Origin of the sequence: Novosphingobium resinovorum, assembly GCF_036352595.1 — a bacterium.
In the GTDB taxonomy this organism is placed as follows: domain Bacteria; phylum Pseudomonadota; class Alphaproteobacteria; order Sphingomonadales; family Sphingomonadaceae; genus Novosphingobium; species Novosphingobium resinovorum_B.
In genome coordinates, this window is sequence record NZ_JAZFAX010000001.1 from 582450 (window position 1) to 605695 (window position 23246).

Annotated in this window: 20 protein-coding genes and 1 pseudogene; 9 read left to right on the top strand and 12 right to left on the bottom strand. The window is 63.6% G+C overall.

What is annotated here, in order from left to right; genetic code table 11:
- Nucleotides 1-116: 116 nt before the first annotated feature.
- A complete protein-coding gene (locus V2S85_RS02875) occupies nt 117-1115 on the bottom strand; it encodes a FecR family protein (protein WP_330701352.1) in 999 nt (332 codons plus the stop codon).
- A 117-nt stretch (nt 1116-1232) separates the two neighbouring features.
- Nucleotides 1233-1718, bottom strand: a complete 486-nt coding sequence (locus V2S85_RS02880) for an RNA polymerase sigma factor (RefSeq protein ID WP_330701353.1) — start codon at nt 1716-1718, stop codon at nt 1233-1235.
- Between the two features lie 170 nt (nt 1719-1888).
- Between V2S85_RS02880 and V2S85_RS02885 the strand changes: the two genes are divergently transcribed.
- Entirely contained in the window at nt 1889-2149 is a 261-nt protein-coding gene (locus V2S85_RS02885) for a hypothetical protein (protein ID WP_330701354.1), read from the top strand.
- A 401-nt stretch (nt 2150-2550) separates the two neighbouring features.
- On the top strand, nt 2551-3783 hold the full coding sequence (locus V2S85_RS02890; protein ID WP_330701355.1) for a tyrosine-type recombinase/integrase: 1233 nt from the start codon (nt 2551-2553) through the stop codon (nt 3781-3783).
- Nucleotides 3784-3823: 40 nt separating this feature from the next.
- Here V2S85_RS02890 and V2S85_RS02895 read toward each other — a convergent pair whose 3' ends face one another.
- The 4 genes from V2S85_RS02895 to V2S85_RS02910 all read right to left on the bottom strand — a co-directional run bounded on the left by V2S85_RS02895 (nt 3824) and on the right by V2S85_RS02910 (nt 5970).
- Nucleotides 3824-4015, bottom strand: a complete 192-nt coding sequence (locus V2S85_RS02895; RefSeq protein ID WP_330701356.1) for a helix-turn-helix transcriptional regulator — start codon at nt 4013-4015, stop codon at nt 3824-3826.
- Between the two features lie 132 nt (nt 4016-4147).
- A complete protein-coding gene (locus V2S85_RS02900; RefSeq protein ID WP_330701357.1) occupies nt 4148-4780 on the bottom strand; it encodes an SOS response-associated peptidase family protein in 633 nt (210 codons plus the stop codon).
- Between the two features lie 65 nt (nt 4781-4845).
- Complete coding sequence (locus V2S85_RS02905; protein ID WP_330701358.1) at nt 4846-5340, bottom strand: nucleoside deaminase; 495 nt, start codon at nt 5338-5340, stop codon at nt 4846-4848.
- 6 nt (nt 5341-5346) lie between these two features.
- Complete coding sequence (locus V2S85_RS02910) at nt 5347-5970, bottom strand: YbhB/YbcL family Raf kinase inhibitor-like protein (protein ID WP_330701359.1); 624 nt, start codon at nt 5968-5970, stop codon at nt 5347-5349.
- Nucleotides 5971-6088: 118 nt separating this feature from the next.
- Between V2S85_RS02910 and V2S85_RS02915 the strand changes: the two genes are divergently transcribed.
- Nucleotides 6089-6319 (top strand): hypothetical protein, encoded by a 231-nt coding sequence (locus V2S85_RS02915; protein WP_330701360.1) that lies wholly within the window; start codon nt 6089-6091, stop codon nt 6317-6319.
- Nucleotides 6320-6420: 101 nt separating this feature from the next.
- Here V2S85_RS02915 and V2S85_RS02920 read toward each other — a convergent pair whose 3' ends face one another.
- From V2S85_RS02920 to V2S85_RS02945, 6 genes are all read right to left on the bottom strand, one after another.
- Entirely contained in the window at nt 6421-6732 is a 312-nt protein-coding gene (locus V2S85_RS02920; RefSeq protein ID WP_330701361.1) for a hypothetical protein, read from the bottom strand.
- On the bottom strand, nt 6719-9997 hold the full coding sequence (locus V2S85_RS02925) for an error-prone DNA polymerase (protein ID WP_330701362.1): 3279 nt from the start codon (nt 9995-9997) through the stop codon (nt 6719-6721). The genes V2S85_RS02920 and V2S85_RS02925 overlap by 14 nt, the downstream gene beginning before the upstream one ends.
- Nucleotides 9994-11817: a DUF6504 family protein gene (locus V2S85_RS02930; protein WP_330701363.1), complete on the bottom strand. Its 1824-nt coding sequence runs from the start codon at nt 11815-11817 to the stop codon at nt 9994-9996. The genes V2S85_RS02925 and V2S85_RS02930 overlap by 4 nt, the downstream gene beginning before the upstream one ends.
- Complete coding sequence (locus V2S85_RS02935; protein ID WP_330701364.1) at nt 11732-12493, bottom strand: protein ImuA; 762 nt, start codon at nt 12491-12493, stop codon at nt 11732-11734. Before V2S85_RS02935 ends, V2S85_RS02930 begins: the two co-directional genes overlap by 86 nt.
- A 189-nt stretch (nt 12494-12682) precedes the next feature.
- Complete coding sequence (locus tag V2S85_RS02940; protein ID WP_330701365.1) at nt 12683-13843, bottom strand: winged helix-turn-helix domain-containing protein; 1161 nt, start codon at nt 13841-13843, stop codon at nt 12683-12685.
- 209 nt (nt 13844-14052) lie between these two features.
- Nucleotides 14053-15561, bottom strand: a complete 1509-nt coding sequence (locus V2S85_RS02945) for an EAL domain-containing protein (RefSeq protein ID WP_330701366.1) — start codon at nt 15559-15561, stop codon at nt 14053-14055.
- Nucleotides 15562-15765: 204 nt separating this feature from the next.
- Between V2S85_RS02945 and V2S85_RS02950 the strand changes: the two genes are divergently transcribed.
- The 6 genes and pseudogenes from V2S85_RS02950 to fabI all read left to right on the top strand — a co-directional run bounded on the left by V2S85_RS02950 (nt 15766) and on the right by fabI (nt 23152).
- Nucleotides 15766-16755 carry a L,D-transpeptidase family protein gene (locus tag V2S85_RS02950; RefSeq protein ID WP_330701367.1) on the top strand — a complete coding sequence of 330 codons (990 nt, stop codon included), beginning with the start codon at nt 15766-15768 and terminating at the stop codon, nt 16753-16755.
- Nucleotides 16752-19121, top strand: a complete 2370-nt coding sequence (locus V2S85_RS02955; protein WP_330701368.1) for a mechanosensitive ion channel family protein — start codon at nt 16752-16754, stop codon at nt 19119-19121. Before V2S85_RS02950 ends, V2S85_RS02955 begins: the two co-directional genes overlap by 4 nt.
- 75 nt (nt 19122-19196) lie before the next feature.
- Nucleotides 19197-20315: an alpha/beta fold hydrolase gene (locus tag V2S85_RS02960; protein ID WP_330701369.1), complete on the top strand. Its 1119-nt coding sequence runs from the start codon at nt 19197-19199 to the stop codon at nt 20313-20315.
- A gap of 22 nt (nt 20316-20337) precedes the next feature.
- Nucleotides 20338-21252 (top strand): annotated as a pseudogene (locus V2S85_RS02965) (bifunctional enoyl-CoA hydratase/phosphate acetyltransferase); the annotation flags it as partial.
- A complete protein-coding gene (locus V2S85_RS02970; RefSeq protein ID WP_330701370.1) occupies nt 21249-22388 on the top strand; it encodes an acetate/propionate family kinase in 1140 nt (379 codons plus the stop codon). The pseudogene V2S85_RS02965 and the gene V2S85_RS02970, both read left to right, overlap by 4 nt.
- Nucleotides 22385-23152, top strand: coding sequence for an enoyl-ACP reductase FabI (fabI, locus tag V2S85_RS02975; RefSeq protein ID WP_330701371.1), 768 nt, complete (start codon nt 22385-22387; stop codon nt 23150-23152). Before V2S85_RS02970 ends, fabI begins: the two co-directional genes overlap by 4 nt.
- Nucleotides 23153-23246: the final 94 nt, after the last annotated feature.

A 23246-nucleotide genomic window follows, 5' to 3' on the forward strand; every position in this document is an offset into this window, starting at 1 on the left:
AACGAAATGCAAAGAGTTCGCATTAGCGTGTCGGCCTAGACGTCTGAGGGGAGCGGACTCGGTAAAAGATTTTCCGATTTTTGCGAGAATCTACTAAATAACTGATTTTATTAATCTCAATAGAGCGCCGTCAGGAGCGGCCCGCTGAACCGCCTCGCGCCGGTTTCGGCTGCAAGGGCGTCCAAGGCACCGTCAATATCTTTGGCGTCGAACACACCGCTGACCTTCTCCGCCGCCAGCCGATCGCCAATGACCATGATGCGCCCGGCGCGATAGCGGTTGAGTTCCGCCACCACTTCCGCCAGCGGCTCACGGTCGAACACAAGGCGGCCTTGCCGCCATGCCAGCGCCAGTTCGGGATTGGCGGGCGTCGCCGCGTAAAGCCCGCCCGCCGCATCGTAATGCACCTTCTGACCGGGCGAGAGAACGACACGGCGCGAGCGGCGCGCATTGTCGGCGGCCGATACCGCCACATCATGCTCCATCACCGTCACGGCAGCGCCGTCGCTGAGGCGATCGACCTGAAAGCGCGTGCCGAGCGCCTGCGACGTTCCGTTGGCGGCCTCGACCACAAACGGCCGCCCGCCCGCCTGCGCTTTGGGAACGGCGGTGAAGTAGGCGACGCCGGACAGCAATTCCACGCGGCGCTCCTGCTCGTCATAGTTCAGGGCGATTGCGCTGGATGGGCCAAGATCGACGCGGGAGCCGTCCGGTAGGGTGAAGGAACCCGTCCGGGCTATCGCGGTGCGATGATCGGCGCGTAGATAGGTGATGGGATCGCCTAGCCATGCGCTGCTGATGCCTACCGCAATGGCAACGCTGGCGGCCATCGCCCCGAGCGGAGCGAAGCGCCTGCGACGCGGCGGGACGGGTGCGGCGGATGTACTGGCGCGGACACTGTGCCGGGCGAGCGATCCGGGGGCCTGCCCCAGCTTTCCCATTTGACCCCAAGCGGCCTGCGCGTGCTTGAAGGCGGCGGCATGATCGGGACTCGCGGCAAGCCATGCGTCGAACTCGCGGCGGCTTCCGGGGTCAAGCGGGCCGTCACCGAGGCGCACAACCCATTCCGCAGCGGCAAGCTCCGGGTCGTCCATCTGGTCGTTATCATCCGACACGCCACGGCCCCATCATTTCGTCCATGTCAGCCCCTCTATAATTGGCAAGCTCGCCCTGCATCCTCACAGGACGTTTGAGCGGCCTCGATCCGGTAAAATGCCCCCTGGCGATGGTGATTATAGCGGCTTCGTCCGCTGCATGACATGGTGCAAGGCACGGGCAAGATGCTTCTGCACGGTGGATTCGCTCACGTCGAGATGCTCCGCCGCTTCGCTATACGTCATATCGTCTATGTGGATCGCGGCGAATATTTGCTGGGTGCGTTCGGGCAACTCCTCCAGCACCGTCCGCAGACGATCCAACTCGTCGCGCGCGAAAGTGATGCGGTCTTGCGCTGGCGTCTCATCGGGGAATGCGGCGAGGTGCGCCGTATCAACGGCTTCGGTCCGCCGCCGCCCCTCCTGGCGGCGATGATCCACCGCCAGATTGTGCGCGGTGCGATAGAGCCAGGCGCGGCCGTTCGAGACGACACCAGCCCCGCCGCCTTGAATCATGCGTAAGAAAGTTTCCTGCGTCAAATCGTCGGCAAGCGCCGTGTCGCCAACCCTGCTGTTCAGATACGCCCGGATACCGCGCCGATGGGCAGCATAGAGGCGTGTCAACGCCTTATCCGCCAAGGCACGTCACCTCACAAATCCTAATTCGGGATTGCGTTAGCGCAATTGCGAGGGATTCGCAACTTTCAGACAGCTTACCGACTCAACTGGGCGGAATCGTCTTGGCACGCAGGAGATGCCGTCATGCTCACGCTCGCATCTGTGCGCGGCGAGAGATGATCGATTTCAGTGCCCCGCGCCGGCCGTCGCGGCGGCTGCAACTCGGCAGCAGCCTTTCACAGGACGGCATCCATATCGTGCCCGGCGCGCTGGCTGCCAACAATGACGGCATTATCATCGGCGGTTCGCAGCTTAGCATCGCCATCCAGATCGGGGGGCCGATCGATCTCGAATGGTCCACGCCGCCCATTTGGAGCGCGCTCGATGGTTGCGCGACCACGGCCATGACAAGCTGCTGGCCGACACGCAAGAGTTGATACCGCCACGCGAGCGGATGCATTATAGAGCCAGATGCGGGCTGTTCAGATCGTTATGCCGCCCGCAGCCAACAGTGTTCGTCCCTACGAATTTCCTCTAGGCGAACCCGGAAATTGCCGTCTGGTGCCTCGCACAAGGTTCTATAGGACGACGCGAAGGCCGACCATTTCCCTTTTTCACGGTGTCTCACACGAAGCCATTCCGGCTCATTGCGCCGTGTTTTATCCTGACAAATCAGCGCCCTTCCGAACCTTGCTGTGCCATGGCGTCGCCTTGCATCACGAGGCCTTTGTTGGTTATTTGTTGGTTGCAACCAACAGAAACCAACATTCAACCAACACCCGAACCGACAACCAACATTAAGGCGAAAACCAACCAACACTTCGCGATCGGAGGCCCCATGCTGACAGACATCGCCCTACGCGCATTGAAGCCTGAAAAGGCAGCCTACAAGAAATCGGATAGCAAGGGGTTGTTCGTAACCATCCACCCAACTGGCAAGAAGGTCTGGGGCCTCGCGGTTCGGGTGGACGGAAAACAGAAGTTCCTTACCGGCGGCCACTATCCTGACGTCACCGTCAAACTTGCCCGGGCATGGCGCGATACCGTCAAAGCTCAATTGACGCTGGGCTTGGCACCGACAGCTACTCCCCACAATCTGGAGGCGGGTTCCTCCACCAAAGACATAGCGAACGTCGGCGAATCGTTCGAAACGGTCGCACGGGAGTGGTTCGATACCCGCAAGGTAGCGTGGACACCGCGCTATGCGGCGATTACGATGCGGAGATTGGAAGCAGATATCTTCCCGTTCGTCGGGGCCCTGCCGATCCCGGCCGTAACCCCTCGCCAGATGCTGGAAGCTTTTCGCGCCATTCAGGCCCGCGGCTCTGTCGAAATGGCGCATAGGGTGCGGAACCATTGCAGCGAGGTTTTTCGCTACGCCATTCCGGATGGCCGATGCGAAAGCGATCCCTGTCGCGATCTGGCCCCTGGCATGGCGAAACCGGCGCCCGTCAAACATCACGCCAAGGTCGCAGCGAAGGATCTGCCGGAATTCTTCCAAAAGCTGAACTTGGACGGAGGAGATCGAACCAGTCACCTCGCCCTTCGCTGGACGATGCTGACGATGGTCCGGACTCAGGAAACCCGTTTCGCGCAGTGGGCGGAATTCGAGGGCCTCGACACCGATGAGCCGATCTGGCGTATACCGCCCGAGCGGATGAAAATGAGTACGGAGCACATCGTGCCCCTGCCGCCGCAAGCCATCGCTATGTTGAACGAGATCAGAGAGCGGAATGTCTATCTTGCCGCAGGGAACGAGAAGCTTGGCGCCTTCCTCTTCCCAGTTCACTATTCGAAATCACTCGTCATCAGCGAAAACCGAATGCTGGACGTCATGTATCGTGTTGGGCTTCGTGGAAAGGCCACGGTTCATGGCTTTCGCGGCCTCGCCAGCACAGTTCTGAACGAATCAGGCCTATTCGAACCTGACTGGATCGAGTTCCAGCTTGCTCATACCGCCCGCGGTGTTCGTGCCGCTTACAACTCCGCGCGCTATCTCGTTCATCGGCGCAAAATGATGGTGTGGTGGGCGAATTACCTGGACGCTGCCGAGCACACCGGCTCAGGTTAACTTCTCATGCCGCCATCCGCGCCTTTACCCCGGCAGCATCTCAATCTTCATGAAGTCCATCAATCCAGGCTTTCACGGCACTTTCACGCCAACCACTGCATCGCTCCGAGATTCGCACCTGCCGAGGGAATGTGCCTGCCTCGATTTTGCGATAAAGGGTCGATGCCGAAAAACCGGTGCGCTCGAGAACTGACCTGCGCCGCAAGATACGGTCCGGAATGCCTTCGTTCATTTAGAGCCTCGCCATTTCAACGCTGTCACGAACGACTAACAGGGCGTGAAATAGTCAATCGGACAAGGTCGCGACAGAGGCATTGCCTCACTTTGCACTCCACTGCCCAACACAGGCAATTGCTGGCCGCCCTTACGCTCGATTTCCACGCGTCGGGAAGACCGGTCCATGACTGACCATCTTGTCGGCGTCGAAGGGCCGTTGCAGCGAAACGATTTCCTCATAGGACCCACTGAGCCAAGTCTCAACGCTAGACGGTTCGAGGATCGTCACCATCGCCTTGGGATGGATCGGCTCGACGAGCGAATTGGCATCACACGTTACCATTGCGAATGCGTTGCCGCTCTCGGTCTGTTGCCAGAAACCAGCAACCGCGAACACCGGCTGGTCGATCACCGAAAACCACATCTCGCCCTTCAATGGCGGCTTGCCGTCGCCAAGGTCATGTTTGTCGGGCGTGAACTCGCAGAACTCGGTGAGCGGCACAACGCAGCGGTTCTCGGGACGCTCGGCGAGCCGGCGCCATTGCGGCAATGCGAGGTTGCGCACGTTGGTCATCGGCCAGGCGGCCTTGCCGCCAAGAACATCCCAACTCATGACGTACCAGCCGAATAGGTTGTCCTGTTGGCGCATCACATAGGCTCGCCCCCGCGGGCGCAGTTCTTGGGGGTCGAAGCGGTTGTCGCGCGGGGCTTCGCTGAAGAGCTCGGCCACCGATCCCCATATCGTCTCGATCTCGCCTTTCATGCGAGCACGGTTGCACATGGCTCAACTCCTGCAAGACGATAGTTCTCTATATTGCGGGCACTGGTCCTTGCCATCCTCGCATTTCAGAGATTGCCCTGTTCTTCCATCGGAACCTCGTCGCCCGGCGCGAAGTAGAGGTCGGCACATTCCGACCGCAAACATCCGCCTTCGAGAGCAAGGTCGTCACGAAACGCGTCCTTGATAAAGTCCATGGTGTCGAGATGACGATCCTCGAAATACATCTGGTGAACGTCGCCGCGACCTGCACCGTAGACTATGCGACCAACCTTGGCCCAGATCGAGGCCATTGTGCACATGCCGCACGGCTGCAGGGTCGAGTAGAGCGTCGCACCGCGAAGGTCCATGTCGCCATGGACTGGCCCCGCCCCGCGAAAAGCCATCATTTCAGCGTGGGCAGTCGCGTCGCAAGTCTCCTCAGTGTCATTGACTGCCCGGGAGAGCTCGCGGCCATCCAGCACGATGATGGCAGCAATCGGGGTGTCCTGCGGCGTTGTTCCTTTCGTTTTTGCCAATTGAATGGCTTCACGCATCCAGGCTCTGTCGTTGTCGTCTATCATTGGGGATCAAGCGCCCACGGGTCGCAGGCCGGCTCCGGCGGTACTCGAAGCTGCCGGCTCGTCACGGGAGTAGGTCCCGATCAGCAAGCCGGCGGCGAGGAGTTTGCCATGTATCGCATCGAGAAATGCGGAGCGGCCCGGGTTGGCTTCGAGGACCGGAACCTGGGAGAGCGCAAAAAGCTGGAACACGTAGTCATGCGCACCGTGGCCCTTGGGAGGATCTGGCGGCAGCCAGCCTTCGGCCAGATAACTGTTTCGGCCTACGTCGCTGCCGTCCGGTGCGCCATCCCCGTCGGGCACGATCGCACCCTCGGGCAGTCCTCCAATGTCGGGCGGGATATTCCAGACAAGGGCATGCACCAGGGGATTGGGGGCCGGTGCATCGGGATCCTCGACAAGGAGCGCCAACGATGCTGTCCCTGCGGGGAGGGGGCCCCAGCTCAGCGGCGGTGAAACGCCGGCCCCGTCGGCGGTAAACCTGATCGGGAGGCGCTGACCGTCCGCGAATGCCGGACTCGAAAGCGGAAAGAGCCTGTCGCCCATGTCTTCGCGAACGATTGCCAGTTTCGAGTGTCCGGCACGGACATCCTTGAGCAAGCTCCCCAGCCAGGCAGGTACGTGTTCGAGCACTTCGTAATCCTTTCCTCATCGGGCGATGAGACTTCCAGCCACCTCGATGGTTCGCTGCATGCGGCCCTTACATCAGACGAACAAGCGCCGTTGCCCGGCCTGCGTGGACCGTCCGGTCATGCCTTTGCAGGTAAGCATCAACGTGGGCGACAAACGCGCTTTTGAAGGCCACGAGATCAACAGTGCGCCAGGAAACCTCGTCCCTAATTCCTTCGATCCTGCCGATCAGAACGTCTTCGTCTCGGCAGTACATGATCGGCGTCGTGAAGCCGCGATGGTGCAGGCGATTCGCGGCGACGAGAAGGGAGTTTTCGATTTCAGGCATCGCTTCGGTAACGCACAAGCGTAAGGATGGTCGCAAGGGGCATCCGAATTTACTGATGTGCACGGATTTTTCTCCTGCTCCAGCAAGCGTGCTGGATGTCGCAGGCGCCGATCCCGGTATCGTTATCACGACTCTGTCGGCGCCGTATCTTCATACCGCCCCGCAAGGCGCAGCTGACGCACGATCCCATTGAATGCCGCAGTCACACCTTGGGCGCGTCCGATCTCGTTCTCCTGGCGCGCCGCGTCCCAGTACAGTTCAAGCGGCCAACGCTCACGGCAATGAGGAAGCAGACAGCGAAGCGCCAGGCGGACTTCAACCGTATCGACCCGCGCTTCACCGCAGCGGGTTACACCGCTGCGCAGGATATGGACTGAAAGCGCAATGACGATGCGCTGGTGTTTTGGCAGGCTTGCGCCCATCTCAGTGAAAATCATGCGACTTGAAGCGCACGGCGTCCTCAGGATCGCGGCCATCGGCATGAGGCGGCCAGTAGCTGTTGTAGGGCGTGGGGCTCCAGCCACCCTCTGGTCGAACAATGTGCCCGCGATCCGGCGCGCCGGCATGCCGCGCACCGTCCCCCCTGCCCGTCTGGTGCGGGAAGGACATCTCGCCAACCTTATGCAGCAGATCGCCATGATCGATGATCCGGTCGCAGATGACGTGGATCACCTCGCCCTCCTTCTGCACCCGGCCCTTCAGACCCACCATCGAGGCGGACATAACCGTGCGGCGCTGGGCCTCGAAGCGATCGGGCCAGAGGATCCCGTTGGCAATGCCGGTCTCGTCCTCGATGGTGATGAAGAGCACGCCCTTGGCCGAGCCCGGCTTCTGGCGCACCAGGATGATCCCGGCGACCTCGACCTTGCGGCCATCGCGGATGTTCGCAAGGTCGGCGCAGCGCGTGACACCGCGCCGGGCGAGGTCCTCGCGCACGAATGTCAGCGGATGGGCGCGCAGGGAGAGCTGGAGCGAACGATAATCCTCGATCACCTCGCGGCCATCGGTCAGTGGGCGCAGGGCAACGTCCGGTTCGATCCCTTCCGCGCTGATCACTTTTGCTGCACGATCCGCCGCAGCAAAAAGCGGCAAGGGCGCTTCGCCAAGCCCCCGCACCTTCCATAGCCCCTGCCTCCGGTCGGATCCGAAGGCGCGAAAGGCATCGGCATCCGCCAGCTTCTCGATCGCGGCGCGCGGCACACCCGAGCGGCGCCAGGCGTCCTCAACGGACGCAAACGGGACACCGCCTCTTGCACTCACGATGCTGGCGCCATCGGCATTGGAAAGCCCGCGCACCTGCCGCAAGCCCAGCCGCACGGCATGATATCGGCCCCGTGTCGGCTCAAGCGAGCAATCCCAGCGGCTCGCATTGATGCAGACGGGCCGGACCTCAACCCCGTGCTGGCGCGCGTCGCCGACAATCTGGGCCGGCGCATAGAACCCCATCGGCTGTGCATTCATCAGCGCGGCGCAGAAAACGTCGGGATGATGATACTTCATCCAGCTCGAGGCATAGGAGATCTTGGCAAAACTCGCCGCATGGCTTTCCGGGAAGCCATAGGAGCCGAAGCCTTCGAGCTGGCGGAAGGTGCGCTCGGCGAAGTCGCGCGGATAGCCGCGCCCGACCATGCCCTCGATCAGCTTTTCGGAAAAATGCGAGACCCCGCCGGTCATCTTGAAGGTCGCCATCGCCCGGCGCAGCTGGTCGGCCTCGACGGCGGTGAAGCCCGCGCCGACGATCGCAACCTTCATCGCCTGTTCCTGGAAGAGCGGCACGCCCAATGTCTTTTCCAGAACCGCGCGCAGTTCGGGGCGCGGGTATTCCGGCTTCTCCAGTCCCTCACGGCGGCGAAGATAGGGATGAACCATGTCGCCCTGGATCGGGCCTGGCCGCACGATCGCGACCTGGATCACCAGGTCGTAGAAGCGGCGCGGCTTCATGCGCGGCAGCATCGACATCTGCGCCCGGCTCTCGATCTGAAAGGTGCCGAGCGTGTCGGCCTTCTGGATCATGGCGTAGACGTCGGGGTCGTCGCTCTGGAGGTCGGCTAGTCCGACTTTCAGGCCCTTGCTCTCTTCCAGCATGGTGAAGGCCCGGTTCATGCAGCCCAGCATGCCGAGCCCCAGCACATCGACCTTCATCATCTTCAGGGCATCGATGTCGTCCTTGTCCCATTCGATGATCTGGCGATCCGCCATCGCGGCCGGCTCGATCGGGACCAGGTCGTCGAGGCGATCATGGGTGAGCACGAAACCCCCGGGGTGCTGGCTCGACTGGCGCGGGACGCCGATCAGCTGGCGCGCGAGATCAATCGTCAGGCGCAGCCGCCGATCGGACATATCGAGGTTGAGTGCCTCGGCCTGCTTCTCGCCGACACCCTCTGCCGACCAGCCCCAGACCAGACCCGCCAGCGACGAGGTCAGGTCCTCGGGCAGGCCCATGGCCTTGCCGACATCGCGCACGGCGCCGCGCGCGCGGAAGCGGGTAATGACCGAGGTCAGCGCCGCCCGGTCGCGTCCGTAGGTCTCGAAGATCCACTGGATGATCTCCTCGCGCCGCTCATGCTCGAAATCGACGTCGATGTCGGGCGGCTCGCGCCGCTCGCCCGAGACGAAGCGCTCGAAGAGCAGCTCGTGCTTGATCGGATCGATCGAGGTAACGCCGAGCACGAAGCAGACGCAGGAGTTCGCTGCCGATCCCCGCCCCTGGCACAAGATGCCACGGCGCCGCGCCTCGGCAACGATCGAATGGACGGTGAGGAAATAGGGCGCGTAGTTCAGCTCGGCGATGAGCTTCAGCTCATGGGCGATCTGGTCGCGGTAGTCCTGCGGCGGATCGCCGCCGAACATGGCGCCCAGCGCGTCGTGTGCCATAGTCTCCAGGGCCTGCTGTGCGGTCAGGCCCTCGATCACCTTCTCCTGCGGATAATGGTAGGTGAGATCGCTGAGCGAAAAGGTGCAGGCCTCGGCGATATCCACGCTTGCGCGCAGGGCATCGGGATAGGCCGCGAAGCGCCGCTGCATCTCTTCGGCAGACTTGAGCGCGCGATCAGCGTTGACCTCGCGGCGATAGCCAAGGTCATCGACCCGGCAATTGTGCCGGATGGCGGTCACCACATCCTGCAGCAGCCGGGCATCGGGCGAATGGTAGAGCACGTCGCCGGTGACGATAGCCCGCACGCTGGCGTCCCTCGCCTGCCGCGCCAACGCATCGATGCGAACCGCGTCGTCAGGCCGTCGGCGCTGAAACAGGGCCATATGCGCGCGCCTGCCATAGACGGATCGGAGATCGGCGAGCGCCGCAGCATTCTCGGCGTCGGCTTCGTGCGGCAGGAGAATGGCGATCACGCCCTCGGACCAGGCTTCAAGTTCGTGCCAGTGCAGCAGGCACGCGCCCTTCCCTGCCCGGCGCTTGCCGATGGTGAGGAGGCGCGTGATCCGGGACCACGCCTTCCGGTCGGTCGGATAAAGGAGCAGCCGGCGACCACAGGACAGATCGACCCGCGTCCCGGCGATGAGGCGCACGCCGGTTGCCTTCTCGGCTTCCCAAGCGCGCACCACGCCCGCGACACTGCCAAGGTCGGCAATGCCGACGGCGGGATACCCGAGTTTCGCCGCGACCGAGAACAGTTCGTCCGGGCTCGAGGCGCCGCGCAGGAACGAGAAGTGCGTCAGCACCTGGAGTTCGACATAGGCGGTCATGCGAAGACCCCGTGCATCCACCACGAGAGATCGCCGGTCTCGCCGGCAACGCCGTCGCCGCGGCGGAACACCCAGTAGCGCCCGCCCTCTTCGTCCTCGACCCGGTAGTAGTCGCGCACAGCCCAGACTTCACCGTTACGCCGCCACCACTCGCCATGGATGCGCTCGGGCCCGTCGCCGGCGACGACCGTGTAGGACCGGCCGCGCCATTCGAAACGGCGCGGTGGCTGGTCGGGCAGCAGTGCGATCACACGCGACAGGGGCTCGGGCCGGGCGAACAGGCGCACAGGCCGCTGCCACACCGGCCAGGAGCCGGCAGTCGTGATCGGGCTGGTCGGTCTCACGGCACGTTCGGGCACATGGCTCTCGACCGGCGCAATGCGGAACACCGCGCCCGGTCCGATCCTGCCGGCCACGACGTCGACCAGGCGCGCCGGATCGCGCAGCGTACTTTCCCCAGCGAGGATCGCCCCCAGGTTCTCGGCATCAAGCGGTTCGGTGTGCGGCGCCAGCAGCCGGAACTGTTCGAGGCCCATGCCGGGATCGATGCGCTCAATCCTCAGCTTCAGCAGGCGCAGCAGGTGCGGCACTTCGCGAGTGGGCCGAGAGGTGCCGATCGCCACCACCTGCTCTCCGCCATCAACGCGCAGAGCAGTCAGGCGCAGCGAGCGCGCACCCAGCCCCCGTCGCTGGAGCACTTCGGCCAAATCCTTCAACAGGTCGTACATGACCTGACCAATCGCTTCGGCCGTGCCGATCGGCTCGAGCAGCCGACGCTCGACCGCAGGGATGACAACGTCCTCCCGCGCGGTGATCGGTTCAGCCTTACCGCCAAGCGCTTGATCGAGCCGGTCGATTGCCGCGAGCCCGAGCCTGCGTGCCAGCGGCCCGCGCGCCACGGGGATCAGGTCGGCGATCGTCTCGAAACCGAACTTGCGCGCGGCGGCCAGCGCCCCGCCTTCGAGGCGCAGCGCGGCGACCGGAAGCGGCGACAGCGCCTTCACCACGCCGCCGTGAGGGATGATCGCAATATCCTCGCGGCCGTAGCGGGCCAGCGCATGCGCGGCGCCCGGCGTTTCGGCGACCGCGATGCGCGCGGTGAAGCCCGCACGGCGACAGAAGGCGTGGAGACGCTGGCAGAAGCGTTCCTCCCCGCCATGCAGATGCGCGGCGCCCGTCAGGTCCAGCCAAACCCCGTCAGGCGGCGCAACCGCGACGATCGGCGACCAGCGGCGGATACCAAACAGGGCCAGGCGATCGAGCAGCGTTGCATCGGCCTCCGGCTCGGCGGGGCGGAAGTCGAGATCGGAGACGAGCGCGCGGGCATGGGTTGCCGCCATGCCGATATGGATGCCCAATGCTCTCGCCGCCGGACAGGCCGATACGATCTCGTCGCGGCGACCGACCTTGCCGATGAGCGCCAGCGGGATAGCCATGATCTGCGCCGTGTCGCGGACCTCTTGAGATACCGCTGAAGAGACCGTCCGCTTGAACGGATGCTCTGCCGTCTCGGAGCGCCGTCCCAGCTCGCGCATCGGCGGCTTGGCGTGCAACGGAAGCGACGCAATCTCGCGCTCGACATCCAGGCGTGTGCGGTCCTCGCCCCGGACGGCGCCCTGCCCTTCTCCGTTCTGCCGCTCGCGTGCCCAGCGCGCACCCGGCCGCCATCCGCCGCCGCGAGGAACCGAGCAGGCACCAGGGTTGTCGTCGACGGGAAGCTGGAGTGCGCGCGGCTCAGGCCGCAGCGCGGCGAACCGATCCCGCCGTCTCAGCCGTTCGATGGCCAAGAACGGCAGGAACAGCGAGACGACCCGTCGCATCGCACCCCTCCACAATCAGGGAAAAGCCCTCGCCGCCGCGCTGGCGTGCAAGTTCGACGAGCCAGCGTGGGCGCCCGACGCCGGCAACGCTGAGCCGTTCGGATGGAACACTGGATATGCGCCAGCGGGTCCAGGCAGCAGAAGTGTCCGACAGAGGATCGCGATCCCGGCCACGGTGCCGCCGCAGTAAGAGCACCGGAATGTCGGCCTCGGCTGCCGCAAGTTGCAGGCGGCGCGTGGCGACCATCGAGACCTTGCTGGCCTCGGCCACCACCGCAGCCGGCGTTCCATCGCGCACCGCATCTTCGACGACGGCGAGCAATGCTGCATCGTCGCGCGGCTGCGCATGAATGACGCCGGCGGAGGCTAACCCTGCCTGCTCTAAGCCAGGTGCATAAAGGTCGTTGCGGCAGCTGACCCACAGCACCGGCGCCGCAGCGGCGCGGGCTTCACGGGCGGCGATACCGGCAAGGAACAGCGTGGCTGCTGCATCATCGACCAGCGAGCAGCTCAGCGTAGCTGCCTCGTGCAGGGCCCCGGCGCGCAGGCCACTAGAGCTCAGTCGGGCATCCAGCATTTCGACGCCGAAGGGGATGACCCGATGATCGGTAATCGGCGTCGCCAGAGCACGGAGGGCATCAATGCTTGGATGCACAAGGGAGGTAATGGGTTGCATGGCGATTCTGGAGACTCGGATTTGTTCCTTTTATGTTCTCACTTCCGAGAGGCAACGGTCAACCGCTTTATAACGGCCCTCACGTCCAGTATGGGGACAAGCCTGTGCAAACGGCAGAAGCGCGCAGGTCTCGAGAGGGCTAGCCTGCCGGCTTTGAACTCAGTCACGCGACCTGGCCCGGCCGCGGCATCACCCAAACCTTACTTCGGAAAGCTCGAGCCAATCCGCCATTGCGCGCAGTTCCACATGCAAGGCATCGTGCGTATGGCTTGGAGCATCCGATTCCAGGTGGATCGAGCGGACCAGCAGCGTCGATGCGGTTCTGTCCGCCTTGAGATCAACGCGTGCCACCAAACGGTCACCCAGCAGGAACGGCAGGACGTAGTAGCCATATTGGCGCTTTTCTGCAGGAACGTAGATTTCGATGCGGTAGCGAAAGCCGAACAGTCGTTCGGTCCGGTCCCTCTCCCAAATCAGAGGATCGAAGGGGACCAGCAGCGCCCGTGCATCGATGCGGCGCGGTCGTCGGGCATCGCGATGCAGCCAGGCATGCCGCCTTCCCTCCACGGCAACAGGGATCAGAATGCCGTCTTCCGCGAGGGCTACGATAGCAGGGCGCGCCTGCGCCGGAGACTGGCGAAAATAGTCGCGCAGTTCCTTTTCGGTGGCGATGCCATGAGCCATCGCAGCGCGTTCGATCAATGCCCGGTGGGCCTCGTCATCCGCCGGCGTTGGAAGGGCCAGCACATCGGCCGGCAGCACCCGTTCAGGTAGATCATAGACCCGCTCGAAACCGCGACGGCGTGTGGCCGTGGTAATGTGCCCTGCCCAAAAGAGCCATTCCAGCGCGCGCTTGGTGTCACTCCACTCCCACCAGCCGGATTGCCCCTTCTGAGTTTCGAAGTCAGCCGCCGACATGGGTCCAGCACAGCGAATGCGTGCGAGCAGTGCCATGGCCTCAGCGCGACCTTCCGTTGCGCAGTGGCGCATCCAGGTCCATCCTGCGGTGCCGCGGTCCGCTGCTCCCATGCGCCAGCGCAGGAGTGGCTGAATCTCGAACGGAAGCAAAGACGCCTCGTGCGCCCAGTACTCGAAAAGCTTTCGGTGCCGCTTTGGGCCCCAGGCAAGCCGATCGAGATCGCCTCTGTCATAGCCGCCTAGGCGGGAAAAGGCCGGGAGATAATGTGCTCGCGTAAGCACGTTGACACTGTCGATCTGGTGCAGGTGCAAACGGTCGAGCGTCCGTCGCAAATGGCCTGACGTCGGACGACTTGGACGTTTTTGTCCAAAACCTTGCGCGGCAAGGGCTATTCGGCGCGCCGCATGCAATCCGATCGCTTCAACTTTCATAGGCTTTCACCGTATGCGTGCTCGGTGGGACGAAGCAAGGAAGAGAGCAATCATGCCCAATGGATTCGCGACCGACCCTTCACGGACGTTCAGCAGGCAATTTTACGTTCCCAGGTGCAGCCCGTCCGCTTTTCCATTTCGGATGCCCCAGATGGCCGGCAAGGAGGTTAGCGGCTTTCGGACGAACATCGCGAAAAACAGCCCGTGTATTATTGAGGGCCGGAACCTGCATCGGAATGGTCAGCAAGGTACTTCAAAAACTCGGCTGGCGGCAGAGCACGCGCAAAAAGCCAGCCCTGTGCGAACTGGACTCTGCGCTCGCGCAGATAATCGGCCTGCGCCTCGCGCTCCACGCCTTCTGCGACGATGGCGATTTCCAGCTCCTTCGCAAGGTCAATGATATGGGAGATTACCGCGCTTTTCATGGAGGCGACGCCGATCGTATCGACGAAGGATTTGTCGATCTTCAGCGTATCAAAGGCGAGTTTCTGCAAGTGCCCCAAGCTTGAATAGCCCGTTCCAAAATCATCCATCGCGATCCGGTAACCGGCAGAGCGCGCCCGGGCGATGGCATCGTGCGCCGTGCCGTCATCGACGAAGCTGCGTTCGGTCGCCTCCAGCCAGATCTGCGATGGGTTCACGCCAGCGCCGCTTGTCAGAATGTCCAGCCAGTCAAATATAGCATCGCTGGCGAGCAGTTCAGGCGGGATATTGATAGCGATGTGAAGCGACCTGTCCGATGCAAGCCGGGGGCCGATGTCGGCAGCGATGCAGGCTATTGCCAGTTCCGTCAGAGGGCCGATCATGCCTGAGTGCTCTGCCGCAGGGATGAACAGGTCGGGGCGAATCCAAGTCCCATCCGATCGCTGCCAGCGCAGCAGTGCTTCGGCGCCGACGCATGCCCCCGTCTGCAAGTCGATGGTGGGCTGGTAATGGACGCAGAACTCACGTTTACGGATCGCGGCGGCCAGTTCAGCCCCGAACGAGAGCCGCTGACGCGACACCCATGCGACCGCAGCAACGATGAGCCCGGCAATGAAAAGACCGATCGGGATCAATATCCATTGCTGACGCCGTAACGTCCCGAACAAGGCAGGGCGCGGCTCTATTGCGATGGCGGTCCAGTTGGTCGAGCGAATGGCGGCAAACGAGTAGCGGCCCTCCATCGCCGAGCGGGGGTGCGCGGCGAGATCCGCCACCAATTCCCGGTCGGGATCGTTGAGCTGTGACATCAGCCTGCCGTCTCGGGCGGTCAATGCCAGTTGCACTTGCGGATCGGCGATCACGTCAACGAGCCGGATCGGCTCGAGCAGGACATCGTAGCTGCCATCACTGTACGCCAGCTTGGTGGTGCCTCCCGGCAGCGCCGGCTTGACGGCGAGGGTCACGCCGAGCCCATCGGTAAAATGGAAGTCGGGCCTTGCGAACCGAATTCCCGGCTCCGCCACGCCCCAGGACGTGCATTTCAGCTGACCGCCCTCGGAATAGCCGACTTCCTCGATCGCCGGCGTGTTGAAGACCACGCGGCGCATCAACCCAATGTGCCGGGGAGAGCACGGTGGCGCATCGTTCGCGGCGAGTTCCGTAAATGCGGTGCGCGCCTGCGCGGTCGAACGCTGTGCGCGCATCAACACCCGAGACGCCACGGCATCCAGATCGGCCTGCTCATCCTCGACGGCCAGCGACCATGTGATCCACAGCATACCGAGAACGGGCACCGCCGCGCCCAGAACCGCAAGCAATGAGCCAACGAAAAGGATGCGGGAGCGGCGCAGGGCAATCCTCCGGTACAGATGCTGGCAAACTGGACTTGCAGCCCATTTGCGTCACATAAGAATAACATACGTAAACACTTGCACTGCCCAGTCTATTCCTGATTTACGTTGCAGAGAGTTCCAATCGGGAAGTTGCTTGGGGAAGGCATGAGATCGTTCGGCATTGTTTCTGCGGGGCTGGCATGCATGTTGGCACTTCCGGCTCAGGCACAGGGCACCAAGGCCAGTTCGCCTCCGGAATTCGCCCGCGTGATCGAGCATCTCCAGCCCGGCCAATGGGTCTGGGCGCCGCAAGTTGCGCCCAGCGGACCGGTCCTGATCTACGTCGATCTCTCTCGCCAGATCGCCATTGTCTACCGCAATGGGGTCCGCATTGCCGCGACGACCGTATCGACCGGCAAGGCCGGGCACGAGACGCCGACGGGCGTATTCACCATCCTTCAGAAGGATGCCAATCATCGGTCGAGCAAATACAACAGTGCGCCGATGCCGTTCCAGCAGCGCCTCACCTGGGATGGCGTCGCACTCCATGCCGGTGGACTGCCTGGCTATCCCGAGAGCCATGGATGCGTGCATCTTCCGTTCGAGTTCGCCCGCGAACTGTTCGGGATAACCAGCCTCGGCGTCACGGTGGTCGTCGAGGGCGATCCGGCCAACCATGTGCGAACCAGCGACAACAGCCTGCTCGCGCCGTTCGACATGGTTGGCCGCGCTCGGGATGCGCTGCCCCTTGAAGGAAAGGAGTACCGCTGGACGCCGGAGGCAGCGGACCAAGGTCCGCTCAGCATCATTGTCTCGAAATCCGATCAGCGGGTCGTCATCCTGCGCAACGGGACGGAGATCGGGCGCAGCGCTGCGCAGGTGAACGACGACGATCCCGGCTCTCACGTCATCACCCTGACAATGCGGCAGGGCAAGCCTCACTGGGTCTATGTCGGCATGAACGGGCATGAGGGCGACGAAGGCAAGGAAGTCGATGAAGCCATCGTCAACCGGGTTCGCATGCCGAGGGCCTTCTACGAACTGGTCAAAGCCCAGTTGAAGCCTGGATCAACGATCCTCGTCACGGATTCGCGGGTCGGCGCCAAACCGCTCGAGAGGCTGACGATCATGGATGCGGTCGTGCCCCAGCCATGATGCCCGGCGACCCGCATGCATCAGCGGAGAGGGTCGCTCTTTTCCGTATTGCCGCCTCCCTGATGGCGGCACTCTGGCTTCTGCTTGCATGGCCAGCCCTGGCCGAGAAGGCGGACAGCACAGTACAGGCCTGGGATAAGACGGCAGCGCGGGCCGAAACGCTGCTCCAGCTTCCACCCCAACGACGCGACCGGATCACATCGGAGCAATGGGAAGAACTGCGCCTGCAATTGACCATGCAGCGCGAGCAGGTGCTGGAACAGACATCGCACGCGACCCTTGGCGGCCGGATAGCGGCAGCCAAGCTCAGGGAACTCGGCGCCGCACCAAAAGGACAGCCGGAGCCCGACTGGATGCGAACACGGCGAGCATCGCTCAACGCCGAATTGGCCGCAGGCCAGGCACCCGCCATGGCAGCCCTCGATTTCCATGCCCGATCGAGCGTGCTCATCTCGGACATTGATGAAATCCTGCTCCACCAGCGTCGCCGAGACCTGTTTGCGAACCGCAATTCGGCACTCTTGCCGCAAACATGGCAAGCCGCCGGGGCGCAACTGTCTACGGTGCTCCCCACGGCAGTTCCGTCTGGCGACGCTTTTTCCGCTGCGGCGCGGATTCTTTTCGCCTGCGCAGCGGGGATCGCCGCATTGTGGCTGGCGTTCCGGTTTCGGCGCCGAACCCGCGTGATGATCGATCAGCGTGCCCAGGCATCGACTTCACCGGCGAAACGGCTTGGGTTTGCGTTCCTGCGTGATCTCGTCGACATTGCCGCTCCGACACTGGCGCTGCTGTTCGTCCATCTGATCCTGCGGAGCATGTCCGACCAGTTGCCGGTACTCGCAGCGATCGGTGGAAGAGTGACGCTGGCAGGCATGACGGTCATCTTTGCCCGCTGGCTGGGTCACAGCATTTTTGAACCGGCCTTTCCGCCCGGCCAGCTTGCCACCCTCCCGCCTGGCAGAACCGGTTTTGCGGTCGGTCTGATGGCGCTGCTCGGCGGCACTCTTGCAGCGAATACCCTGCGGCAGGATGTCCGATTTCTACCCGGCAGTGCCCCGGCGCTCGATGCCCTCCTCTCGCTGGCAATTGTCGGGTTCGGGGCCGTGTGCATCTGGCGACTGACTGCACTCCTGCGGCTTGGGCAGCCCGGAAGAGAAGCGGCGCCGGGTGCAGAGCCCGGATCGACCGAAAGATCGCATCGCGGCGACCTGCTGTCCTCAATCGTGCTGTTCCTCAGAGCCATTGCCATTCTGGCCGTGCTTGCGGGGATCACCGGCTATGCCAAGCTGTCGCAGTATCTGCTCATATCGACGCTGATGTCGTTCGCCACGGCCTCGACGGCGTTGTTTCTTTTCCGGTCCCTGACCGAAGCGTCTGGCCTGCTGTTCCTGGCACCCGGCCAGCCTCAATCGCGCTACATGCAGGTGCTGCCGCTGGTCTTCGGATTTGTGTTGCTGCTCGTCACGCTGCCGTTGATTGCGCTTATGTGGGGCGTCAGTGGCGAACGGGTCATCGACTGGATCCTGGCGCTCAAGAATGGCGTGGCGCTCGGCGACGTGCGGATATCGTTCGGCAGCGTTATGACGTTCGGGCTGGTGTTCCTCTTCGGTTATATCCTGACCCGCTGGATCCAGCGCATCATTCATTTCGCGGTTCTGGACCGGCTTCGGGTAGACGTAGGCGCCCGCAGTGCGATCCTGACCGGTATCGGCTATCTCGGACTTACGCTCTCAGCGCTGGTCGCGATCACGGCTGCAGGGCTCGACCTTTCGAGCCTTGCATTCATCGCCGGGGCCTTGTCCGTCGGCATCGGCTTCGGCCTGCAGTCGGTCGTCGCGAACTTCGTCAGCGGTATTATCCTGCTCATAGAAAGGCCGATAAAGGAAGGCGACTGGATCGAGGTCGCAGGTTATTCCGGCCATGTCCGCAAGGTCGCGTTCCGCTCGACGCATATCGAAACGGCCGATCGCCACGAAGTCATCATCCCCAACAACGAACTGGTGGCCGGTAGCGTCAAGAACCTGACTTATGGCGACAGCGAGGGACGGATCGTGCTGCCGGTAGGCGTCGCTTACGGTTCCGACCTGGAAAAGGTGCGCACGCTGCTCGGCGACATAGCGGTATCGCACGAGAAGGTGCTGGGCGATCCTCCCCCTCGCGTCGTGATCGACACCTTGGGCGACAATGCCATCAACCTCAATCTGCTGTGCTTCGTGGGCGACGTGAACCAGCGCCTGACCGTGCGATCCGATCTCTACTTCGCGATCGTCAAGGCGCTGGGCGACGCTGGCATCTCCATTCCGTTCCCCCAACGCGAATTGTGGATCCATGAAGTCCGAGACGCTCAGGGAGCAAAGGATTTGTGACCGGCTGTCACATCAATTACCGTCGCGCCCACTATCCGTTTCAGCATCTTGAGGCGAAGACAGGATGACGCATTCATGACCTTGCCCGTCGAAGCATCCGCCGATCACGAACACAGCGTTCCGTTCTTCTGGCCCTTTGCAGCGGCGCTGACGCTTGGCGAACAGGCCGTCGAGACGATGCAGCGCAACCTCGACTTCGCGGTCGAGGCGGGCCGCATCGAGCATCCGCCCGAGCCGGAATGGGCCACGGCGAACATCGTGCGCCTCGATCTGGCGACCATGCGGTTGCGGGAGTTCGGTGGAGAAGGCGCCAGCGGAACGCCGGTCCTGATCGATGCGCCCTTCGCCGGGCACAGTTCCACAATCGCCGACTACGCCGAGGGCCAGAGCCTCGTGCAGACGCTGATGGCAAGCGGCATCTCCAACGTCTTCGCGACGGACTGGAAGCCCGCAACGGCGGAAATGCGCTACTTCGACATCGACACCTACCTCGAACAGCTCAACGTCGCAGTCGATGATCTTGGCGGAAAGGTCCATCTCGTCGGACTGTGCCAGGGCGGATGGCTCAGCACGATGATGGCCGCGCGCTTTCCGGGCAAGGTGAAGAGCCTGACCCTCGCCGGATCGCCCATCGATACCGACGCAGGACACGGACCGATCCGCGAGCTTGCCCATGCCATGCCGATGTCGGTCTATGAAAAAATGGTCGGCGCAGGCGGCGGCAACATGCCCGGCGATTTCATGCTGACGGGCTGGAAGAACATGCATCCCGACAAGCAGTACGTCGAGAAGTTCGAGGTGCTCTACCGCAACATCGAGGATCGCAACTACATCGCCCGCACCGAGAAATTCGCCAGCTGGTACGAGAACCCGCTGGATCTGCCGGGGCGCTATTACCTCCAGGCGATCAGTCAGCTGTTCAAGGAAAACCGGCTCGCCAACGGCACTTTTAGCGCGCTCGGGCGCACGCTGGACCTGAAGGACATAACCATACCCACCTACCTGCTGGCGGGCGAGGAAGACGATATCACCACCTCCGAGCAGGTTTTCCGCGCCCGCGACCTGTTCGGCACGGACTCCGGTCTGATCGAGAGCAGGCTGGTTCCCGGCGGGCATATCGGGCTGTTCATGGGGCATCGCACGCTGGCCGATGCCTGGCCGGAGATCGCGCGCTGGATTCTCGCGCATGACTGAGGCCCCCATCACCCAGGCGACCGAGCGATTACTGGCCCGATGTGTCGGATTTCCGCCGATTCCGACCGCCGTAGTCCATCCCGTCACCGCCGTCGCGATCGAGGCGGCGGCCGATGCGGCACGGCGCGGGCTCATCGCTCCGGTGCTGATCGGGCCGCGTTCGCGCATCGAGGAAGCCGTGCACCAGGCGGCACTCAAAGGCACTCAATGGCCCATCATCGATACCGAACACAGCCACGAAGCCGCCACACAGGCCGCGATGCTGGCAGGCACCGGCAAGGTGGCTGCGATCATGAAAGGCTCGCTCCATACCGACGAACTCCTCGGCGCGATCCTCAAGCCCGAGGCCGGCCTGCGCACCGAACGGCGGCTCTCGCATGCCTACGTCATGAGCATCGCGAGCTACCCCAAGCCGTTCATCATCACCGATGCCGCCGTCAACATCGCACCCGACCTTCCCGCCAAAGCCGACATCGTACAAAGCGCGGTGGACTTGTGGCGGGTGCTGTTCGACGCGCAGGCGAAGCCCAGGGTTGCGGTGCTCGCCGCCGTCGAGACGGTGAACCCGCGCATGCAGGCGACGCTGGACGCCGCCGCGCTGTGCAAGATGGCCGACCGCGGGCAGATCGCCGACTGCGTGATCGACGGGCCGCTCGCCTTCGACAATGCCGTTTCGCCCGAGGCCGCGCGGGAGAAGGGCATCGTCTCCCCGGTCGCGGGCGAAGCCGACATCCTCGTCGTGCCGGACATCGAGGCGGGCAACATGCTGGCCAAGCAGCTCAGCTTCCTCGGCGGGGCGGAAGCCGCCGGGATCGTGCTGGGCGCGCGGGTGCCGGTCATGCTGACCAGCCGCGCCGACAGCGAGCGGGCACGCCTGCTCTCCTGCGCCATCGCCGTGCTGCTGGCGCAAGCGCGGACCTCGGGCGCGATCCTGTGATCGCGGCGCCGGTTACTCCCGCAATCGCCACCCTCAACACCGGATCGTCGAGCCTCAAGTTCCGTATCTTCGCGCGTGACAGTCTCGACCTGCTGATGTCCGGCAAAGTCACGGGCATCGGCACCGACTGCCGCATGAACGCGAAAGTCACCGGGACTGGCGCACAGATCGCGCAGGAACTGCCCGGCGCCGATCAGGAGGCCGCCCTCGCCGCCGTGATCGCCTGCATCGATGCACATGACGACGACTGGCGCATCGACGCCTTCGCCCATCGCATCGTCCACGGCGGCGCGACCTTCACCGCGCCCGTCATCGTCACGCCGGAAGTCATGGCCGAACTGCAGACCCTCTGCCCGTTGGCCCCGCTGCACCAGCCCTACAACCTTGCCGGCATCGCCGCGTCCGGCCGCCTCGCGCCCGATGCGCAGGACATCGCCTGCTTCGACACCGCCTTCCACGCCGGGCATTCCGAAGTGGTCCACAGCTTCGCCCTTCCGCAAGCGATGCGCGATGCGGGGGTGCGGCGCTACGGCTTCCACGGCATCTCCTACGAATGGATCGCACGCATGCTGGCCGAGCAGCGGCCGGACCTTGCCGCAGGGCGCGTCGTAGCCGCCCATCTCGGCAACGGCGCCAGCCTCTGCGCGCTTCGCGGCGGGCGCAGCCTCGACACCACGATGGGCATGAGCGCGCTCGACGGCCTGCCGATGGGCAGTCGCAGCGGCGCGCTGGATGCAGGCGCGGTGACGTACATGATGCGCCGCTTCGGCCTTGACGCAGACGCGCTCGACCACATGCTTTACGAGGACTCCGGCCTCAAGGGCTTGTCGGGCCTGACCAACGACGTCGCCACGCTCGTCGCCAGCGACGATCCGCGCGCCGCCTTCGCGCTCGACTGCTTCACGTACCGCGTTGCGCAGTATGTCGGCGCGATGGCGGTGGCGATGGGCGGGATCGACGCGGTCGTCTTCACCGGCGGCATCGGCGAAAACGCCCCGGGCCTGCGCGGCGCCGTCCTCGACCGCATCGGCTTCCTCGGCCCCGTCGAGAGCCTCGTCATTCCCGCCAACGAGGAGCGCATGATGGCGATCCACGCCCGCGAATTGCTGGAAACCCGGTTGGAGTTAATGCCATGAAGGGCCTCATCGTCGGTCTCGCCAACGACCAGTCACTCGCCTGGGGCTGCGCCTCGGCTCTGCACAATCAGGGCGCGACGCTTGCGCTCACCTATCTCAACGACAAGGCGCGCCCGCATGTCGAGCCGCTGGCGCAGGCAGTGGAAGCGCCGATCTTCCTGCCTCTCGATGTGACGCGGCCCGAAGAGGTCGACGCCATGTTCGATGCTATCGCGACGGAATGGGGCAACCTCGATTTCCTGCTCCATTCGATCGCCTTCGCGCCGAAGGAAGATCTTCAGGGCCGCGTGCTGGACTCCTCAGGCGCCGGCTTCTCGACCGCCATGGACGTCTCGTGCCATTCGCTCATCCGCCTCGCCGCGCGCGCCGCACCGCTGATGAAGAACGGCGGTTCGATCCTGACGATGAGCTTCTACGGATCGGAGAAAGTCATCCCCGGCTACGGCATCATGGGGCCGGTCAAGGCCGCGCTGGAGGCGAGTGTGCGCTACCTTGCCGCCGAACTCGGCCCTTCGGGCGTGCGCGTCAACGCGCTCTCCACCGGCCCGGTGCGCACCCGCGCCGCGTCGGGCCTGTCGCACTTCGACGATCTCATGGCGAAGGCCGCCGAGACCGCGCCGATGCACCAGCTCGTCACCATCGAGCAGGTGGGCGAGATGGCTGCATTCCTCCTCTCACCCCGCGCGCCGACGATCACCGGACAGACGATCTACGTCGATGCCGGATACAACGTAAGCGGTAAAAATCCTCCACGTTGCGGTTGAACCGCCGCGGCAGGTTTGGCGATGTAATTTTGGTAATCAAGCAGCGGTGACGATGTTGCTTATTTCGAACATGGTTTGCCCGGCGTTTATATTG

Bases quoted from the DNA above. Each gene is read 5' to 3' on its own strand.
- V2S85_RS02885 (WP_330701354.1), top strand. From the start codon at position 1,889: ATGATCGATTTCAGTGCCCCGCGCCGGCCGTCGCGGCGGCTGCAACTC.
- V2S85_RS02890 (WP_330701355.1), top strand. From the start codon at position 2,551: ATGCTGACAGACATCGCCCTACGCGCATTGAAGCCTGAAAAGGCAGCC.
- V2S85_RS02895 (WP_330701356.1), bottom strand. From the start codon at position 4,015: ATGAACGAAGGCATTCCGGACCGTATCTTGCGGCGCAGGTCAGTTCTC.
- V2S85_RS02900 (WP_330701357.1), bottom strand. From the start codon at position 4,780: ATGTGCAACCGTGCTCGCATGAAAGGCGAGATCGAGACGATATGGGGA.
- V2S85_RS02905 (WP_330701358.1), bottom strand. From the start codon at position 5,340: ATGATAGACGACAACGACAGAGCCTGGATGCGTGAAGCCATTCAATTG.
- V2S85_RS02915 (WP_330701360.1), top strand. From the start codon at position 6,089: ATGCCTTTGCAGGTAAGCATCAACGTGGGCGACAAACGCGCTTTTGAA.
- V2S85_RS02920 (WP_330701361.1), bottom strand. From the start codon at position 6,732: ATGATTTTCACTGAGATGGGCGCAAGCCTGCCAAAACACCAGCGCATC.
- V2S85_RS02925 (WP_330701362.1), bottom strand. From the start codon at position 9,997: ATGACCGCCTATGTCGAACTCCAGGTGCTGACGCACTTCTCGTTCCTG.
- V2S85_RS02930 (WP_330701363.1), bottom strand. From the start codon at position 11,817: ATGCGACGGGTCGTCTCGCTGTTCCTGCCGTTCTTGGCCATCGAACGG.
- V2S85_RS02935 (WP_330701364.1), bottom strand. From the start codon at position 12,493: ATGCAACCCATTACCTCCCTTGTGCATCCAAGCATTGATGCCCTCCGT.
- V2S85_RS02940 (WP_330701365.1), bottom strand. From the start codon at position 13,843: ATGAAAGTTGAAGCGATCGGATTGCATGCGGCGCGCCGAATAGCCCTT.
- V2S85_RS02950 (WP_330701367.1), top strand. From the start codon at position 15,766: ATGAGATCGTTCGGCATTGTTTCTGCGGGGCTGGCATGCATGTTGGCA.
- V2S85_RS02955 (WP_330701368.1), top strand. From the start codon at position 16,752: ATGATGCCCGGCGACCCGCATGCATCAGCGGAGAGGGTCGCTCTTTTC.
- V2S85_RS02960 (WP_330701369.1), top strand. From the start codon at position 19,197: ATGACCTTGCCCGTCGAAGCATCCGCCGATCACGAACACAGCGTTCCG.
- fabI (WP_330701371.1), top strand. From the start codon at position 22,385: ATGAAGGGCCTCATCGTCGGTCTCGCCAACGACCAGTCACTCGCCTGG.